The sequence below is a fragment of the Candidatus Ulvibacter alkanivorans genome (genome assembly GCF_003333325.1).
Taxonomy (GTDB): domain Bacteria; phylum Bacteroidota; class Bacteroidia; order Flavobacteriales; family Flavobacteriaceae; genus Ulvibacter_A; species Ulvibacter_A alkanivorans.
Genome location: NZ_QOLC01000047.1, coordinates 1 through 17,470, shown reverse-complemented (window position 1 = coordinate 17,470; position 17,470 = coordinate 1). Strand labels below are relative to the sequence as shown.

21 protein-coding genes are annotated in these 17,470 nt (G+C 38.9%); all 21 read left to right on the top strand.

Annotated features, from left to right (window positions below; all coding sequences use genetic code 11):
• The first annotated feature begins 160 nt into the window (after positions 1-160).
• The 21 genes from DWA30_RS03095 to DWA30_RS02995 all read left to right on the top strand — a co-directional run bounded on the left by DWA30_RS03095 (position 161) and on the right by DWA30_RS02995 (position 17,356).
• A complete protein-coding gene (locus tag DWA30_RS03095; RefSeq protein WP_114491061.1) occupies positions 161-508 on the top strand; it encodes a TolB family protein in 348 nt (115 codons plus the stop codon).
• A 152-nt stretch (positions 509-660) separates the two neighbouring features.
• Complete coding sequence (locus DWA30_RS03090; RefSeq protein ID WP_114491060.1) at positions 661-1,149, top strand: hypothetical protein; 489 nt, start codon at positions 661-663, stop codon at positions 1,147-1,149.
• 229 nt (positions 1,150-1,378) lie between these two features.
• Entirely contained in the window at positions 1,379-3,223 is a 1,845-nt protein-coding gene (locus DWA30_RS03085) for a PLP-dependent aminotransferase family protein (protein WP_114491059.1), read from the top strand.
• Positions 3,224-3,462: 239 nt separating this feature from the next.
• Entirely contained in the window at positions 3,463-3,855 is a 393-nt protein-coding gene (locus DWA30_RS03080; protein WP_114491063.1) for a DUF1801 domain-containing protein, read from the top strand.
• A gap of 26 nt (positions 3,856-3,881) precedes the next feature.
• On the top strand, positions 3,882-4,247 hold the full coding sequence (locus tag DWA30_RS13260; RefSeq protein WP_168421725.1) for a hypothetical protein: 366 nt from the start codon (positions 3,882-3,884) through the stop codon (positions 4,245-4,247).
• A gap of 46 nt (positions 4,248-4,293) precedes the next feature.
• On the top strand, positions 4,294-4,950 hold the full coding sequence (locus DWA30_RS03070) for a hypothetical protein (RefSeq protein ID WP_114491058.1): 657 nt from the start codon (positions 4,294-4,296) through the stop codon (positions 4,948-4,950).
• Positions 4,951-5,010: 60 nt separating this feature from the next.
• Positions 5,011-5,268, top strand: a complete 258-nt coding sequence (locus DWA30_RS03065; RefSeq protein WP_114491057.1) for a hypothetical protein — start codon at positions 5,011-5,013, stop codon at positions 5,266-5,268.
• Between the two features lie 11 nt (positions 5,269-5,279).
• Positions 5,280-5,735 (top strand): hypothetical protein, encoded by a 456-nt coding sequence (locus DWA30_RS03060; protein ID WP_114491056.1) that lies wholly within the window; start codon positions 5,280-5,282, stop codon positions 5,733-5,735.
• Positions 5,736-5,828: 93 nt separating this feature from the next.
• Complete coding sequence (locus DWA30_RS03055; protein ID WP_114491055.1) at positions 5,829-6,659, top strand: DUF6090 family protein; 831 nt, start codon at positions 5,829-5,831, stop codon at positions 6,657-6,659.
• Between the two features lie 84 nt (positions 6,660-6,743).
• Entirely contained in the window at positions 6,744-7,391 is a 648-nt protein-coding gene (locus tag DWA30_RS03050) for a DUF2459 domain-containing protein (protein WP_114491054.1), read from the top strand.
• Between the two features lie 115 nt (positions 7,392-7,506).
• Entirely contained in the window at positions 7,507-9,573 is a 2,067-nt protein-coding gene (locus DWA30_RS03045; protein WP_136073145.1) for an APC family permease, read from the top strand.
• A gap of 62 nt (positions 9,574-9,635) precedes the next feature.
• A complete protein-coding gene (locus tag DWA30_RS03040) occupies positions 9,636-9,908 on the top strand; it encodes a hypothetical protein (protein WP_114491052.1) in 273 nt (90 codons plus the stop codon).
• A 105-nt stretch (positions 9,909-10,013) separates the two neighbouring features.
• Positions 10,014-10,226 (top strand): alpha-ketoglutarate-dependent dioxygenase AlkB, encoded by a 213-nt coding sequence (locus DWA30_RS03035; protein ID WP_114491051.1) that lies wholly within the window; start codon positions 10,014-10,016, stop codon positions 10,224-10,226.
• A gap of 197 nt (positions 10,227-10,423) precedes the next feature.
• Complete coding sequence (locus DWA30_RS03030; RefSeq protein WP_114491050.1) at positions 10,424-11,518, top strand: poly(ethylene terephthalate) hydrolase family protein; 1,095 nt, start codon at positions 10,424-10,426, stop codon at positions 11,516-11,518.
• Between the two features lie 32 nt (positions 11,519-11,550).
• A complete protein-coding gene (locus tag DWA30_RS03025) occupies positions 11,551-12,339 on the top strand; it encodes a DUF6090 family protein (protein ID WP_114491049.1) in 789 nt (262 codons plus the stop codon).
• On the top strand, positions 12,336-13,214 hold the full coding sequence (locus DWA30_RS03020) for an alpha/beta hydrolase (RefSeq protein WP_245933851.1): 879 nt from the start codon (positions 12,336-12,338) through the stop codon (positions 13,212-13,214). The genes DWA30_RS03025 and DWA30_RS03020 overlap by 4 nt, the downstream gene beginning before the upstream one ends.
• 74 nt (positions 13,215-13,288) lie before the next feature.
• On the top strand, positions 13,289-14,152 hold the full coding sequence (locus tag DWA30_RS03015) for an NHL repeat-containing protein (protein WP_114491048.1): 864 nt from the start codon (positions 13,289-13,291) through the stop codon (positions 14,150-14,152).
• A gap of 172 nt (positions 14,153-14,324) precedes the next feature.
• Positions 14,325-15,092, top strand: coding sequence for an SOS response-associated peptidase (locus tag DWA30_RS03010; RefSeq protein ID WP_114491047.1), 768 nt, complete (start codon positions 14,325-14,327; stop codon positions 15,090-15,092).
• An 81-nt stretch (positions 15,093-15,173) separates the two neighbouring features.
• Positions 15,174-16,334, top strand: a complete 1,161-nt coding sequence (locus DWA30_RS03005; RefSeq protein WP_168421724.1) for a ligand-binding sensor domain-containing protein — start codon at positions 15,174-15,176, stop codon at positions 16,332-16,334.
• A gap of 98 nt (positions 16,335-16,432) precedes the next feature.
• The gene (locus tag DWA30_RS03000; protein ID WP_114491045.1) at positions 16,433-16,717 is read left to right on the top strand and encodes a hypothetical protein; all 285 of its coding nucleotides are present in this window, start codon (positions 16,433-16,435) and stop codon (positions 16,715-16,717) included.
• Between the two features lie 87 nt (positions 16,718-16,804).
• Positions 16,805-17,356 carry a DUF1697 domain-containing protein gene (locus DWA30_RS02995; protein WP_114491044.1) on the top strand — a complete coding sequence of 184 codons (552 nt, stop codon included), beginning with the start codon at positions 16,805-16,807 and terminating at the stop codon, positions 17,354-17,356.
• The last annotated feature ends 114 nt before the right edge of the window (positions 17,357-17,470 follow it).

Below are 17,470 nucleotides of genomic sequence, written 5' to 3'. Positions count from 1 at the left end.
AGACCGTTATGCTTCATTACTTCGGAATTCTAATAAATTAAATATCATATCTTTAGAAAATCTAATAGCTTGTGATTAAATTTTTCCAAAAAATCCGACAGAGATTAATTTCTGAAAACAAATTCAGCAAATATCTACTGTATGCCATTGGAGAAATTTTATGATTAACTCAGATGGTAACAATGAAAGAAGACTAACAAACAAAGCTGGATACGATTCTGGCGCGAAATTTTCACCCTATGGGAAACAAATTGCTTTTTATGGTAGCAATGAGAGCAACCAATGGGATGTGTATTTAATGGATAGAGATGGAACCAACTTGTACAACCTGACTAATGATATAATCGAGTGCTATTCACCGTCTTGGTCGCCAGATGGAGAATGGCTTGTTTATACAGCTGGTCGTAAAGGGAACTACAACATTTGGAAAATAAATCTTAAGTCCAAAGAACGGATTCAATTAACGAAAACCGACGGTCGAAATGAAAGTCCTGTTTGGAAAAAATAGCCAGCTGCTAACAACGGGTAGGGGTCATAGCAGCTCTGTCGAGTTATGGAATCGGTTATCCTCCAATCAAAACTTCAGAATTCGAAACAATTAGCTAACCTCACACAAAACGCGAGCGTTTTATAAGCGAGTTGCTAGTCATAAACAACGTCATGGAACATTCAGAATTATTAAATACGCTGGCTCAAATAGCTTTGGGAACTTTAGGTTTTACGGGAGTTGTTGTTGCCTTAAAACACAGTTCGAATGAATGGAATAATTTTGAAAAAATTCGATTTCAAGCGTTAGTTACTACTACCTTAACAGCTTTGATTGGCTCCTTATTACCACAAATAATTAGTATTGAATCTCAAGATAATTGGCTAACTTGGAGATTAGCGAACTTGGGTATTGGATTAATGCACCTAGTAAACTTTGGATCGATCATTTATACCGCAATTAAATATAAAATTAAACCTAAACCTCAAGGGCTTAAAGATATTATGGATATAATTGTGGGTCCTACATTGATAATACTCCATATTGTGGCAGCATTAGGTTACATTCCATGGCTAAAGCTATTACTTGTGATTGGTGTCCTGCAACAATTATACATTGGGATTAGTAACTTTCTCATATTTATTAGCTGGAAGAAAAGTTAACCTAAGAGCAAACAAAACACCAATGCGTAAAAATAAATGCAGCTAACAGTTTAATCGAATGAGAACGCTTTCAAAACTACCTTTTTAACTACTTAAAGCCCCCCTACTCCAATCTCGCATTATCACTATATAGTTAATTGGCCAACCATTTACTCATAATCCAAAACGTTTATAATAATTTTTAAAGTATCTAATCGATATATTTGCGACTTACTAAATGGCGAGAAAAATGGAAGAAAGCAAAACACTAAAATTTATTGCTGGTATAGTAGAAAACATGCCAGATGAATGGTTACGTCTAACAACCCATCGACTAGATATTTATAATGAAAATTTGGCTAAAAGTCAATTTTTATCGCAGTTCGAAAATTTGTATAATAACAACATCACAAATACATCTGCGCTTAAGGAGTTGCCTACGGCCTACGACTATATTCGCTTAGGCCATCCCTTATCCTCTATACTTGAATGGGCAGTTGCTAAATTAAATAAATTAAAAGCTGAAAATGTAATCAGTTTTTCCTCTAAGACAATGCCTTTGCTAGCCGTGCTAAGAAAAAACGCATTAGAAGGTAAAAACACCCAAATCGTCTATATAGATCAATTACCCGAATTTTTTGATGCTGATCTAGTACGACGTATTTATGGTTATAATTTTGACCTAAAACAAATTGAAGATGTACAAGCAATCCCTGCGTTTAATGGAAGTACCATCTTTATTTCACAACAGCATGAAATAGGTGATTTAATTCTTAATACCAAAATTGACTTTTTTGTTGGTTTATATGGAGACCTTGGAAGTATTATAGCCATTAATGGCGAACATAACGATCCTTATATCTCAGCGATTCAGCATGTAAGACGAAGAGAGAGCATTGCGATGACACCAAATAACACGCTTATCGCCCTACAACAGCTAACAGGGATGTCGGCAAGTGCTCCTCGATCAACAACTGTCAAAACCGACAAAACACTCGTAGTAAACGCTATTAAAACAATAACCGGTTCAAACGGAAAGGCTCTTGTCGCTTCAAGTGGCCTTTCGATGCAATATGCCATTGTTATGGGACTTATCCACCATGCCGTAACAAATCATAAAGGAAAGGCTATAAAAATTGTAGTTCCTCCCAATTGCTATGGAGGTACTAATGATCAGGCAAGACGCGTTGCTGATGGTATTGAAAATGTTGAGGTTCTCGACCTGGCAGTCGATGGTGGTCATGATATGGTTCAAAGTATTGATGCTATTTTAGATCGCATCGCAAATGAGGATGCCGTCCCCTATATCATCGCCGAAATCCCAACCAACCCAAGGGTCGAGGTTCCAGATCTTATAAAGTTAAAAGAGGTTTTAGGCAAAGTACGTTCAACGCCGACCGGTGAACACGCTATCGAACCCGTTTTTATATTAGATCAAACATTTTGTCCTAACGTACACTTTTTAGGGGAAGGTGAAATTTTATCATCGGTGAAAACCATTGCCTATGTAAGTGGATCCAAATTTCCAAGCGGCGGAAGATGTACCGCTGGATATAGTGTTGCCAGTAAAAAAGCAGAAGGCTTAATGGAAAAAATAGCATTACATCTTAGGCTGTGTGATAATGAAGCGACCGACCTCCAATTGAAAATATTGGCAGAACAATTACCGTCTATGAACCAGAGAATTCAAGATGCTTATGAGAATACGCGAGAGTTCGTAAACTTTATCAAAGCAACCTTGCCGGAGGCAAAGATAAATTTCGTTTCAGACGCCTTGGCAGCACAAGGATTTACTCCTTCAGTGTTTTCACTGGATCTGCCCACGAAAGGGAAAACCGATGAAGAACGGGAATTATATAAAAGAAACTTAAATCATAAGTTGATCAATCTAATGATTACAGAAATCCCAAACGAAAGCAAACATTGTGTAAGCTATGGGCAATTACAAGGATGTTACTGGACCATCCCTGCCACATCCACCCAAGGAACTACGAAAGAAAGTGACAAGGACTATATCGCCCGTGTAGCACTTTCACCCAATATGGACCTTGAACTACATAAGAAAGTCTTTTTAGATTTTGCTGAAAAAATCTAAATGTGTTGTTGGCCTATTTCTATATAATATGTTTTGGTCGCAATTAAATTATCAAAGATTCATGGCGACCATCGAAAGCCTTAAAATTCCGAACTGAAAGTTGTAGGAGGATCCATTAGTTTTCTGTCTATCCTTCTTTTCTTCGGAAGAATATGTACATTGTATTCTACAATGGTTCGCTACGGTCGACCGTAAGAGCTATAATTTTAAAACGTAAGCTAGTTGAAATACAATGGTATATGAAGCAGGAAATTCAAAACTATCATAAAACCTTATCCCCACTTGACCAACAAATTTGCGACTTGCTCGCAACATTGATCATCGCAGAATTACCCGAAGCTACGAGTAAGATCTGGCATTCACATCCGGTTTGGTTTCTAGACGACAATCCAATTGTAGGTTACAGCAAACAGAAAAAAGGAATTAGGCTGATGTTTTGGAGTGGTGCAGACTTTAACGAAGCAAGCCTGAATGTCAAAGGAGAAAAATTTAAGGATGCTTCTATTTTCTATAACAATATTGAGGAAGTACAAGAATCTGAAGTAACAAGATGGTTGCTAAAGTCTAAAGAAATACAATGGGATTATAAAAATATAGTGAAAAGAAAAGGCCGATTAGAGAGAATAAATTAGTGTATTAAAGCCAAACCAATCTGATAATGACAAATCATAGCGAAATACAAAGCACAGACTGTGGTAGGATTGGCATTTATTACTTAAAATCGATTTGGAAGTACTATCAACAGCTAAGAAACAATCATTCCGAAGTAACAAAAATAGAATGGAAATACATAAACGGTGTTTTTAATGCGTTAGGAATTGGCACCGAATTTTACCACATGGAAGTAGCCCAAACACATCGGATACGCCAAGAATTGTTCAATATAAAAACTATCAACCAATCGACTTGGAGTACCAGACCGAATGGATCTAAACTAATTAGTAAGCAAGCCGTCGTAAGCCAATTTCTCGAAATAATGGCAGAAAACCAAAAATCTAAACCTGCAATCACATTTCAAATTTGAATAATTATTGTACTTTAGACTTGATTCAACGTAACTAAACCACAATATGATGAAATTACTTTTCAATTTAGCAGCAATCCTTTTCTTTACCATAACGGTCTCAGCACAAGACGGACTATACATAAAGTACGAAACTCAAATATCTGGTGGTAATGAAGAAAACGAAATGATGGAAATGATGATGACTGGCAGTACTATGGAGCTAGCCATGAACAAAGATAGATCTTGGGTTAGAACAACTATGGGCGCTATGATGAACATGGAAATGTCTATGGACGTTAAAACGAATGTAATGACCATGTATATGTCCGGTATGATAGGTGATATGGCTTTTAGAGGAAACCCAGATGAACTTGATGACGATCAAGACGAGCCGGAAATGGATATTCAGCTTATCGATCAGACCAAAAAAATAAATGGAATTACCTGTAAAAAAGCAATAATCACAGATGAAGAAGGAAACAAGTCGGAGTATTGGTATACAGAAGACTTTAAACGTCCGGAAGGCGTAAAACAAATGCCAAATCAGGTCCCGGGACTTTGCCTAGAAATGATTTTGAAGATGCAAGAAGGACTAACCATCACGTACACCTGCATTGATTTTAAAGAAAATGTCGACATGTCAAACTACAAGATAAACATCCCGGATGGTGTCGAAATACAAAGTCTGGATGAAATGAGTAACATGGGAATGGGCAACTAATGAGTTTTTTACAATAGCAACCCTTGCGCTTTTATTACATTAGCATTCCGAAGAAAACAGATGCCTACACCCACCACGTATTTAAAATTACCTTTTCAATTTGATCGAGAAAAACTTCAGCACGACCTATCGTTGATCACTGCCGAAAATTGGATCTCTCATTTTAATGCAAACGGTTATAGCGGAGACTGGAAGGCAATTTCATTGTATGCGCCTCATGCAGATGAAGCTAATATATACGCACACTCCACAAATTTTACAGCATTAGCCGAAACGAACGAATTGAAAGAATGCCACTACTTTAAACCGGCATCATAAATCGAACAACGATGAAAACCGCTCCAATAGCATTACTGCTTTTTTGCGCCTTGTTTCTTATAAACTGTGGAGCGAACAAGGATTCGACTCAGCAAAATATTTTTAGATATATCGATCTGTATCGCTTCGGAAAAATTGAACTTGGTGACGAGCTTTCCAACTTGCAACATCTAACGATAGGCAAGGATAACAGGTATTTCTTAAAAGACAATGTTTTTGGTGGCGCAGAAACGATAGAGCTCATACCCGATCGTGCAGGGAAGCTAACGCATTTAATTTTCGCGTATGGACCCGGTATTAATACCGACTCACTTATTAAAGAATATAAGTATTTAGGGGCGTATAAAAATAAAAATGGCAGCGCTGTGTGGAAAGATCAGTTCACCCGATTCGAGATCTATACGCAAAGCGAAAATAGCCGTCTCCATACGTTTTCAAAACTTACCGATCTGCAGGGTAAGGAATAAGCTCCAAAGGAATGGCAACAATTTTAGTGTTGACTTCAATATTCTAAAGCATCAATTAATTAAAAGTCATATCTTTAGAAAAACGTATCTTCTGTGATCAAATTTTTCCGAAGAATTAGACAGAAATTAATTTCTGAAAACAAATCCTCCGTTCCGGCAGGTAGGTTCAGTAAATATCTCCTATATGCGATTGGAGAGATTGCACTCGTTGTAATTGGAATCCTTATCGCACTACAGATCAACAACTGGAATGAAGCCAGAAAAGAACGAAAGGTCGAAGCTTCTATTCTCGCTAATTTGCTCGAAGATCTAAAAGCGGCAGAGGCTTATTCGTCAACCTATATTGCAAGCGAACAAAAGTATTTAGACATTATAGAAACCATCCTTAATACCGATTCCATTCACCCTATTTTAAAAGATGAGGCAAAAACCATCGAATATTTCAACAAAGCATTTTGGGATTTTGAAATTCAGGTACCGGTGATCAACACCTACTCAGACCTCAAAAATGCAGGTAAAATTGCAATTATTAAAAACCCGATAATTCGAGACCGACTCAGTGTTTTAAATGCAAATATCATTAATCTCGACCGACTTATTCTCGACAGGATGAACGTGCATCAAATTAGGATTGATGAGATCTGTGTGGAAGAAGTGAACTTTCTTCACCTACTTAAATTTAAATTGCCCGATTATAACATTTCGTTAGGTCCGTCGAATAATTATGTAGAAATCATGAACAAACCCAAGGTGCGAAATCTAATGGGCATTAAATCGGTGCTTACCAATGAAGCCCTGGGTTATCGAAAAAACTTACACAACGAGATTCAGTCTATTATCCGCTTAATTCATACTGAACTGGACCAAACGCAAACAGCTTCTAACAACAATGCTGTTTCAAATCGAACCGTTACTTCAATGTGATGATCAAATTCTTCCGAAGCATTAGAAAAAATTAAGCTCCATAATTCAATACTAAAATAACCCACCTAAAAACAACTCGATCGTATGAAACTAGTAAAGAACGTAATGAAGTGGATCTGCTACATCCTATCCATTCCGGTAGCGTATGTGCTCATTTCTTTACTATTATCTGCAATTACGATCGATCGCGAATTGGAAAAGAAGAATTACGAGAAAACCATCTACTTGCATACCAATGGTGTTCATTTAAACATTATTGTACCAATCGCTCAAATGGATACTCTTCTGTTATCCAACCTAAAACACAAAGAAAATGATGTATATCTGGGCTTTGGCTGGGGCGATGAAAATTTTTATATCAACACACCAACCTGGAGCGATCTAACCATAAACAATGCGTTCAAAGCCATGTTCTTAAAAAGTCCAACCTTACTTCATATAACGCGGTACCAAGAAAAACGGCACAATTGGGTACAAATTGAAGTGAGCGAATCAGAGTTTGAACAATTGAGTTTGTATCTGTTAAACACTTTTCAAACGAACGAACAGGGTGAAAAAATAATCTTGGAGGATATGGGGTATACAGCAACCGATGATTTTTACAAGGCCAAAGGCAACTACACCTGTTTTAATACTTGCAATAGCTGGGTAAATACCGGCTTCAAAGAAAGTGGTTTAAAAGCATGTCTTTGGACGCCGTTCGACTTTGGGCTACTGAACAAATACGAATAAGCGCATCGCGCTCCTACCCCACTATCAAGTGAATATGTATGTAGAATAATTGAAAATTGAACTAGAAAATTCTAACAAATTTAGTATACTATAGTGTAAAGACAATCGGTGTAACTTGGACTCGAACAAATTAAAAAGGACGATAGGATTAATGCCGGCTACTTCCATCGGGTTGGGAGCTATGTTGGGAGCAGGTATTTTCGTTTTTCCGGGATTGGCCGGAGGTTATGCAGGTTTTGCGGCCATAATTTCATTTTTAATTGGCGGGATCATCGCGTTACTTACCGCGGCCTGCACCGCCGAATTAGCTACAGCTATGCCGCAAAGTGGTGGTGGCTATTTTTTTATTTCAAGGTCCTTTGGTACATTTTGGGGTACGATTACCGGGATCTCCCAATGGGTAGGATTGATCTTTGCCTGTGCTTTCTATCTTGTTACCTTCGGTAAATATGCATTAACATTTTTACAAGATTTAAATATTGGCTGGGATACGAATGCAAAGCTCATCTCCTTTTGTTTTGTTGTTGTCCTACTTATTATCAACATTATTGGAACAAAGAAAGTAAGTCGGTTTCAAAACATGATGGTGATCACACTTACAATAATCTTGGTGCTAATTTTTAGCTATGGGATAATCGACTATTTTGAGGTAAAAAATAAAACTTCGCCAATTTCCGAATTAGCACCCGCCGGCACGCTCTCTATCTTTACAACTACAGCCTTGATTTTTACTTCTTATTTAGGGTTTGTTCAAATCGCGAATATTGGAGCAGAAATTAAAAAACCGAGTAAGAACTTATCGCGATCCTTGATTGGTAGCGTTCTGATAGCAATGGGCTTATATATATTTATTATGACCGTCTGCGTGTTAACCTTTTCGCAGGAAGAGTTAAAGCAGTTTGGCGAAACCGCTACTATAGAAGTAGCTCGTAAAATAGTGGGGAATTGGGGAAATATCATCGTCCTATTCGCCGGTTTACTAGCAGCACTTTCCAGTGCCAATGCTTCGATTATTAGTGCTTCAAGAGGTGTGTTTGCGCTTAGTAAAGACCGTGTAATTAGCAAGAGTACCAGCAAGATCAATACACGATTCGGTACGCCTCACATTGCTCTAATATTCATTACGGTTCCAGTGGCTGTTTTGTTGTTCAAGAGTAGTTTGGAAGTTTTTGCAGAGGTCGCGTCCTTTTTACATTTAATTATTTACGCCGGCATTTGTTTTTCTGTCCTCAAACTTAGGACTAAAAATCCGGCATGGTACATTCCCTCATTCCGAATTCCTGCAGCGAAATGGGTAGCGACAATTGGTGCCCTTAGTTGTTTGACCTTAGCCGGCTTTATGCAAAAAGAATCCATTCTAATAAGCATAGCTGTATTGTTTTTTGCCATTGTCTATTACCTCATTTTTGTAAGGAGAAAAGATCTCAAACTAAATACGCCCAAGCCACCACATATAGACGCTGCCTTTTTTAATCCGAACGTATTGATTCCAGTGGCTATTTCTGAAGAAAAGAAAGAAGCGCCAAAGGCAATTTTAGAAGCCTTACCTGATTCTAATTTATTGTTACTGGGGTTTAAAGAGATTCCGGAGCAAACTCAAGCGGAACAATCGGAAGAAGAATTTGGGGAAGAAGCCGAAGCCAAACTTGCTAAAATTCGAAGTCAATTAGAAGATTCACAGATTAATTTCGATACTAAATTGATCTTTAGTGATACCATGGAATCACAACTAATACAATTTATCGACGAAGCCGATCTACAGTTTATCTTAACCCTAAAACCACTTTCAGAATTAAACCAAATAGCAATCCCAATATTCCACGTGACGCAGATAAACAGGAAGCTAAGTACGATCTTATACACTCTTCAAACGAACAAGTCGATTAAAATTTTTGTGTATTTATTTCTGAAAAATGATGAGGACACATCCAGTGAAGAATCACTAAAACGAGCCATTGAAAAACAATTTGGCTTAGTAGGGGTCACGATTCACAACTATAAAACGATTGCTAAGGAAAAGACATCCTCAATACAACTCATTCAGAATATTTCTGAGAAAACTGATCTTGTCGTGTGGTCTGAACCCTCCAATTTGCAGCGAGACCTTTTGGTAAACATCATACTTGAAAAAGAGTCGGTGAAGCTAACCACCCCTACGCTCATGATCTTAAACAAAGAATAAAAGCTATGGGTGTTCCTAATTTTAATTACTTTTAAAAAGTTGTACAAATTGACGGAGCCCTTATGAAATTAGATCTACATTGTGAAGCTTATTATCTAAGATCGTTCTTGAACAAGACCGAAAGCGAAGCGCTTTATCAAAACCTAATTAATAACAAAGAACTAATCCAGCCATTTGCGTTAGAATTGTCGAACGGTGAATGCTATGAAGAAAGCTATGGTAAATTCATGTTCGTTGATAAAAACTTAGCTGTCCAAGGGCGATTTCCCGCTGCTATTTGGGGTTCCAATGCGGAGTGGTCGTTAGCTATGTACACCATAAAAGAACGCGTATAAAACGTCGTGGGGCATCAATTTCAAACCTGTGTATGCTTTTATTATCCCGATGGTAATTCGGGTGTAGATTATCACTCAGATTAGGTAGCCTATGGTGATACGAATGTGATCGCCTCTGTGAGTTTGGGCCAAGAACGCCTTTTTAATTTGCGAGAAAAAGCCACACAAAAGGAACACGAATTGTTACTCCACCAAGGCAGTTTATTGAACATGGGTGAGGGTTGCCAAGAATTGTACGAACATGCCTTGCCTTTAAATCCGGAGTACAAACAACCTCAGATCAACTTAACATTTAGAAAATTTGGTTTTGGGAATTAAGAAGCACTGAATATGGGTCTTCTTCGGAAAAGCACTCATTTTTTTTTGTAAAGCCGTAAGATGCAGCTTGTTCGGTTAAAACAATTCCCATCGAAAATAAAAAATATCGTACCTTCAACTCGCCAATGAAATTATAAAGGTATTTGATTTCGGTTGTGTTTAAATTTTATCACTTTAATCCTATTTATTTCTTTTAGATGAAACAATTTTACTTGTCTTTACTTCTACTTTTTTTTACCGCTGTATTCAGTAATGCCGGTTATTCACAATGTGATGAAGTTACCGTAGAGAGCCTATCGAACCCCGGCCCTTACGAAGTGGCAACTCTAACTGAAGCCGATGGAATACGTAATGGCCCTGAATATTCGGGTGCCACCATATATTACCCTGTACAAGCAACACCACCATTTGCTAGTATTGCGATCGTACCCGGGTTTACCGCACTTCCGGACAGTGTAGAAGAATGGGGACCTTTTTATGCCTCTCACGGTATCGTGACAATTATTATTGGTACTAACTCCATATTCGATTTTCCGGAAGCTCGAGCGATTGCGCTACTCGATGCGCTCGAAACCATCCGACAAGAAAACACGCGCAGTTCGTCTCCACTAGAAGGGGCGCTTAATCTCGATCAATTGGCCGTTAGCGGATGGTCTATGGGAGGTGGTGGTGCTCAAAGAGCAGCCGTAATTGACCCTACCATTGCTGGGGTCGTGGCCTTATGTCCGTTTCTAATCGATCCGCAGCTCGACCACCAAAGTCCGGTATTAATTTTCAGCGGTGAAAACGATACGGTCGCTCAACCCGGACAACATGCCGATATTCACTATAACATAACTCCAGAAACCACGAATAAACTGCTGTTTGAAGTTGCAAACGGTGATCATTCTGTTGCAAATAGTCCTAATGGCGGAAATGGTGCAGTGGGACAAATTGCGCTTTCATGGTTAAACCTTTATGTAGAAGACAATAACTGTTACTGCGGCTTGCTAACCGAAGACCTTTTGGTTGATCCTCCGGCTGCCTCTAAAGTAGAACAAGATTTTGAATGTGAACTTTTAAATGTTAATGATCAAGTGCTCGCAATTGGCGTCTTTCCGAATCCAACAAAAAATATGGTGAACGTAGCAATTCACGAAGATGTTGAATACGACCTTTTTTCATCGTTAGGAGTAGGTGTATCGAGCGGATCCCTAGTGGGGGCGAACAAGCAGATCGATCTGTCAAGCTTCCCTTCCGGCTTGTATTATCTTCATATAAAGGACGAAGTAATTAAAATTTTAAGGTACTAAAAGTGTTACAGGTTTAACGAAATGTTCGACGCATGATCAAATTTTTCCGAAGCATTCGATATCGTTTAATACACAACGGCAAAACTACAAAATATCTGACGTATGCCGTGGGAGAAATCTTTTTGGTGGTCGTTGGAATCCTTATTGCCTTGTCCATTAATAATTGGAACGAAAACAGAAAGGAACGCGCCAAAGAACTAAAATACCTTAGAAATCTTAGAACCGATTTACAGAATGAAATTAGCAATAGTGAGCAATTTGCAACCTTTCATTTTACGCGAGCCGATCATTGCGCTACCTTGTTATATTCGAAAGCTCCAAGTACGATCGAAGAAGTTCAAGACTATACCGATACCTATGAAACTGTTTTTATTTGGAAGGCTTTTGTGCCTACCAATAACACGTTTAAGGAATTGATTAGCTCGGGAAATTTAAGCTTGCTTAAAAATGATTCTATTAAGAACGGTCTATTAGAGCTGGATAAGTTATATGCCAATATTGCCTTGGGAGAGCACCATATGAGACGAGAATACGAAGAATACCTGTACGATGTAAACATACACAACATAACTGCCCTTGCATTTTTCGACCTCACCACACCAACGTATGGTTTTCCGAAGCGATTACGATATAAGGACATTCCTAGCTCAGAGCACTCTAAATTAATTGCCGATGCCCAATTGCAACACAATAACGAATTATTCAAGAATGGTCTCAGGCTCGCCATGATGAATAATAGCTTTATTGCCGGAATGCATAAAGAGCTTATTGAATACATACAGAACCTCATAAAAATTATCACCACCGAATTAGAAGCATGATGCCTACACATATCCAAGAACTTCCTATAGTCCAATTGTTCACTCGACTCGTTACAACGGACCGCGTATTTGTTGTATTATGTTTATTTAGCTTCCCCACTTTACTGGGACAAAAACTTCCGGAAGTGGTAAGCCAAAGCGATTTTGTACTTGGATCTACCTATACAATTAATTCGACGGTATTAAACGAGAATCGAACCCTCAATATTTATTTCCCTGCCAATTATAAAGAGCAACCACAGAAAAATTATCCGGTCATTTATCTATTAGATGGTTCTAAGGACGAGGATTTCATTCATATTAGCGGTCTTGTGCAATTTGGAACCTTTTCTTGGATCAATTTACTGCCAGAGTCGATAGTCGTGGGAATAGGAAATACCGATCGAAAAAGAGATTTCACCTATCCGTCGCGGAATAAATTAGACCAGGAAGAATTTCCTACCTCCGGAAAATCCGAATCGTTTATAAGGTTCCTTACAAATGAGGTCATTCCATTTGTAAAGGCTACGTTTCGAACTGAAGAACATAGCACTATAATAGGGCAGTCATTGGGAGGTTTAGTTGCCACCGAAATTTTATTCAAAGTTCCTGATACCTTCGATCATTACATTATTGTGAGTCCGAGTTTGTGGTGGGACGATGAGAAATTACTACAAATTGAACCTAAATCGCCGCGATCCCCTAAAAAAATATACGTTGCCGTAGGAAAGGAAGGACCCGTAATGGAACGAACCGCCAATGAACTCTATAAAAAATTACGGCTCGAAAGAGCAGAGCACACAGAGGTTTTCTTTGACTTTTTACAGAACAAAACCCACGGCGATGCGTTGCACTTAGCCGCTTATAATGCCTTTGAGAAATTTTATGGGAAATAAGAAGATCTAGAACGAGATAATTAACTACCCTATTTATAGTATAGTTAAATAGCTAGATACTAAAAAAAGAGCGTATGTTCAAAATACAACTTACAATTATTGGCTTGCTGTTATTCGCAGCTACGGTTACAGCTCACCCGGGCATTGGCATTGTTGCCAACAGTCATGGCACGGTATATTACACAGATCTGAATCACGTTTGGAAGATCACTCCAAATGGTGAGGTCTCTATTGCGGTAGAAAATGTACATACACATGAACTTTATATAGATGCCGATGATACGTTATATGGTGAACATGAATGGTATGAAGGCGGCGCTTCAGATCGATGGTATAACTATGTGTGGTGTTTACCTATTAATGGAAAGTTAGAAGTAAGTATCCCTACTGTAGAAGGCTTCCTTTCAAATACCACGTTAGTTCGTGATGCTACCGGTGCATCCTATTTTTCCGAAGAACAAAACGGGCATGATATCCTAATGAAAGAAGATTCCGATGGAAAACAGTTGGTGTTAAGCGACCATAAGTTTGAAGATATTCGTTGGATGTACTTTTCCGAAGACGATAAAAACATATACGTGATCGACCGTCTTCAACTTAAAAAAATATCCCCTACCGGCCTTGTATCTACAGTGGATGCGAATTTGAAACAAAAGGGAGCAGTTTTTCAATCGGTGGGAGATCATCATTATGCCTATGGCATTTGGACCGATCGTGATCAACAGCTTTATGTAGCCTTGTTTGGTGCCAGAAAGGTGATAAAGATAGATACAGCCGGTAATAAATCTACTGTGTACACGGCTCAAGACGGTTGGTCGGTTTCTGGCGGCATGTTTACTCCCGATGGCACATTGTGGGTACTGGAATATGCTGCGAACAACGAGGCAAGGGTTAGTAGAACAACGCCAAATGGGAATCGGCATTATTTTAAAGATTAAAAGATATCGACAGCGTTTTGGATGCTTGGAGCAATCTAACCCCAATTTTAATACCCAAAAGTTCGATTGTTGAATTTTTGTTTCTTCGGAAAAATGTATCTTTAGTTGCTAACCTCAGAACAATTCCTCGCAATTGCGATCACCCTTACTGAAATAGCCAAAATAGAATACCGTGTGCTACGATATTAAAGCAAGTTTAGAAGCTCAATTAAACAGAGCGAGACGAAAGAACGACCTTCAAGCCATTGAAGAGATCATCGAAAAATTAGCGCCATTAACCGATCTGCCTATTCATCATACTTCCGGTTTTGATCATCCGGAGCTATTGATCTATACGAACCGCTCCCCTGCTTTTCCCGAAGTTGCCTCTTGGGGATTGGTTCCACATTGGGTGCGAGACAACGAACAGCGAAAAAAGTTATGGAATAATACATTAAATGCCAGAGGAGAGACAATTTTCGATAAGCCTTCGTTTCGCGAATCGGCCAAGAATCATCGCTGTATAGTTTATGTGGACGGATTTTACGAACATCATCACTACAATGGAAAGACCTATCCTTTCTACATTTTTCGCAAAGACGAAGAACCCTTAGCACTTGCAGGACTTTGGAGCGAATGGCAAGACGAAGAAACAGGTGGGGTACTGAAGACATTTTCTATTGTAACCACTGCCGGCAATAAGACAATGGAAAAAATACATAACAATCCGAAATTAAAAGGACCACGAATGCCGGTCATCTTACCTATCGAACTAGAAGACCATTGGCTACACCCGATCGAGGATGAACTGGAGCAAGAATCCCTTCAACAACTAATTACAGCTTATCCCGATGAAGCGCTCGATGCACATACAGTAAAAAGGTTACGAGGCAAGGAATATTTAGGCAATGTGGAATCGATATCAGATATGTTTATTTATGAAGAATTGGTTTTCGATTAGTTTTAAAACGCACTATTTACCTCGGAAACCATTCATGAGCAGTTAAAAATAGTAACACAACACTGGCAAATGAATTACTTTATGAAACAACACACCCCTTTTGTAGGACATCACTTTTTTATTTGGACACTACTAATAGTGTTTAGTGTTTCATGTACTGCTCCGCCTAAGAAACAGTCTGATCCAGTACCCAATACACAGCGTACTATTCAACAAGACATAGATACGTCCACCACCAATTACGATCTCCAATTATTGCAGCCTTCTACCTACGAAGCGCCACCATTAAGTATGTTCGTACGTCGAATCTTCCAAGATGGAAATGGTAACTTATGGTTTGGCACCAATGGCGACGGTGTGATTCGGTACAACGGTACAACGATCGAACAATTTTCTATAAACGAAGGTTTTGGTGGCGTAGCGGTACGAGGAATTGTAGAAGATACCTTAGGCAACCTATGGTTTGGCACCGATAGCGGTCTTACGCAATTTGATGGTACATCGTTCAAAAATTTTACAACGCAGGACGGATTAGCACACAATGATATATGGACGCTAAAAATCGATGCCGCAGGACTACTTTGGATAGGCACCTATGGGGGCGTGAGCATTTTCAACGGTGATGGTTTCAGTTCTTTTACACTTCCTGAAACACCTGTAGATCACACTCGTGGGGTGAGCAGCACCAAGTTGGTTCATGACATCATGCAGGATCGTTCTGGTAACATGTGGTTTGCTACTAATAAGGGTGCCTTTGTATATGACGGCACAACGTTGACCAATCTCTCAAAAAAGGATGGACTTGCTAATAATATCGTAAATGATCTGTTGGAGGATAGCTTCGGAAACATTTGGTTTGCCACCCACCATAAAGGGGTAAGTCGCTTCACCCCCACTGAACTACGCACTCCCGGGCAAAAGGCATTCATAAACTTTACTGAAACAGGCGTCATACAGGGAAATGAAGTTTGGAGTCTATTTGAAGACAGTAAAAAGAACATTTGGTTTCCTGCTGAAGGATTTGGTGTGTATCGGTATGACGGCACACAATTTAGGAACTACAGCACAGAACACGGACTCACCAGTAACGCTGTACAAGACATCTATGAAGATAAAAAAGGACGCATATGGCTTGGCGGGCATATGGGCCTGTTTCGCTATGAACCCTCTACTACCGGAGCGAATAAAAAATCTATCTACAGGGTCACTAAAAGCGGTCCCTGGCCTACAGATTTACACTAAATAGTTAATTTTTTTTATTCAGAAGTCACAGTAAATCTAAATTTATTGTATATTTACTTTGTATTTCAAAGTACTTTTTAAACTTTTAATTTTTTATCATGAAGAACAAAAGACTTATAAGCATCTTGGTAGTAATTGTTGGGCTTTTACTTATCCCATTGGTTGCCATGCAGTTTACAGACGAAGTAAATTGGTCGGCTACCGACTTTCTTATCATGGGCATACTTTTGGTGGGTGCAGGATTGCTGTGTGAGCTCGTGATGCGAAAGGTTACACAAACCAAACACCGCATCCTTATGCTAGTTGTGATCATCGGACTTTTTCTATTAGTTTGGGCCGAGTTGGCTGTAGGTATCTTCGGAACGCCTTTCGCAGGAAGTTAATATGCTCATTACCCCTTGTATGTTATTTTAGAAACTACGGTACCTTTACGTACATTTGGTGGTTTAAGAATCCAACATTCTAAAGCTATGATTACTACCTCAACCTATGTCGCATTTTTAAGAGGTATAAATGTAGGTGGGCATCACAAGCTTCCCATGGGACAATTAAAACAGGAATTACAGCAATTAGGGTGCACGAATGTAATCACTGTATTGAATTCAGGTAACATTATTTTTACCGCCACGACCCAACCTACCGCTTCCCTCGCCCATCAAATCGCAGATCATTTAGAGCGTATCTTTCATTTTTCTGTCCCTACAATTGTATTCACTCTACATGAACTAACAGCACTTATTGCTCTAGAACCTTTCAAAAAGGTAACGCTTACAAAATCGATACGTAGGTATGTTTCATTGCTTCAGAAAAACGTTACGTCAACGTTGGAGCTTCCGTGGCAAAGCGCAGATGCATCCTTTACAATTCTTCTTAAGACCGACCGTGCTATTTTCAGCGTTATAGATCTTTCCGAAGTAAAAACACCTAAAGCAATGGAGCGTCTTGAACGTGAATTTGGACAGGAAATCACCACCCGAAACTGGAATACGATAGAGAGGATCGCAAAAAAATTACTCGCTTAAAGCTTCAATTTCAGAAAAAACAGCCCAGCTATTTAATTAAATATCATATATTTAGAGTAGCAAACGAAGCCGGTATTCACTATCCTCATGACGATCTGGTAACGTGATAATGCA

Excerpts from the sequence above, each read along its gene's own strand:
- DWA30_RS03095 (WP_114491061.1), top strand. The coding sequence starts at position 161 with ATGATTAACTCAGATGGTAACAATGAAAGAAGACTAACAAACAAAGCT.
- DWA30_RS03090 (WP_114491060.1), top strand. The coding sequence starts at position 661 with ATGGAACATTCAGAATTATTAAATACGCTGGCTCAAATAGCTTTGGGA.
- DWA30_RS03085 (WP_114491059.1), top strand. The coding sequence starts at position 1,379 with ATGGAAGAAAGCAAAACACTAAAATTTATTGCTGGTATAGTAGAAAAC.
- DWA30_RS03080 (WP_114491063.1), top strand. The coding sequence starts at position 3,463 with ATGAAGCAGGAAATTCAAAACTATCATAAAACCTTATCCCCACTTGAC.
- DWA30_RS13260 (WP_168421725.1), top strand. The coding sequence starts at position 3,882 with ATGACAAATCATAGCGAAATACAAAGCACAGACTGTGGTAGGATTGGC.
- DWA30_RS03070 (WP_114491058.1), top strand. The coding sequence starts at position 4,294 with ATGATGAAATTACTTTTCAATTTAGCAGCAATCCTTTTCTTTACCATA.
- DWA30_RS03065 (WP_114491057.1), top strand. The coding sequence starts at position 5,011 with ATGCCTACACCCACCACGTATTTAAAATTACCTTTTCAATTTGATCGA.
- DWA30_RS03060 (WP_114491056.1), top strand. The coding sequence starts at position 5,280 with ATGAAAACCGCTCCAATAGCATTACTGCTTTTTTGCGCCTTGTTTCTT.
- DWA30_RS03050 (WP_114491054.1), top strand. The coding sequence starts at position 6,744 with ATGAAACTAGTAAAGAACGTAATGAAGTGGATCTGCTACATCCTATCC.
- DWA30_RS03040 (WP_114491052.1), top strand. The coding sequence starts at position 9,636 with ATGAAATTAGATCTACATTGTGAAGCTTATTATCTAAGATCGTTCTTG.
- DWA30_RS03030 (WP_114491050.1), top strand. The coding sequence starts at position 10,424 with ATGAAACAATTTTACTTGTCTTTACTTCTACTTTTTTTTACCGCTGTA.
- DWA30_RS03025 (WP_114491049.1), top strand. The coding sequence starts at position 11,551 with ATGATCAAATTTTTCCGAAGCATTCGATATCGTTTAATACACAACGGC.
- DWA30_RS03020 (WP_245933851.1), top strand. The coding sequence starts at position 12,336 with ATGATGCCTACACATATCCAAGAACTTCCTATAGTCCAATTGTTCACT.
- DWA30_RS03015 (WP_114491048.1), top strand. The coding sequence starts at position 13,289 with ATGTTCAAAATACAACTTACAATTATTGGCTTGCTGTTATTCGCAGCT.
- DWA30_RS03005 (WP_168421724.1), top strand. The coding sequence starts at position 15,174 with ATGAAACAACACACCCCTTTTGTAGGACATCACTTTTTTATTTGGACA.
- DWA30_RS03000 (WP_114491045.1), top strand. The coding sequence starts at position 16,433 with ATGAAGAACAAAAGACTTATAAGCATCTTGGTAGTAATTGTTGGGCTT.
- DWA30_RS02995 (WP_114491044.1), top strand. The coding sequence starts at position 16,805 with ATGATTACTACCTCAACCTATGTCGCATTTTTAAGAGGTATAAATGTA.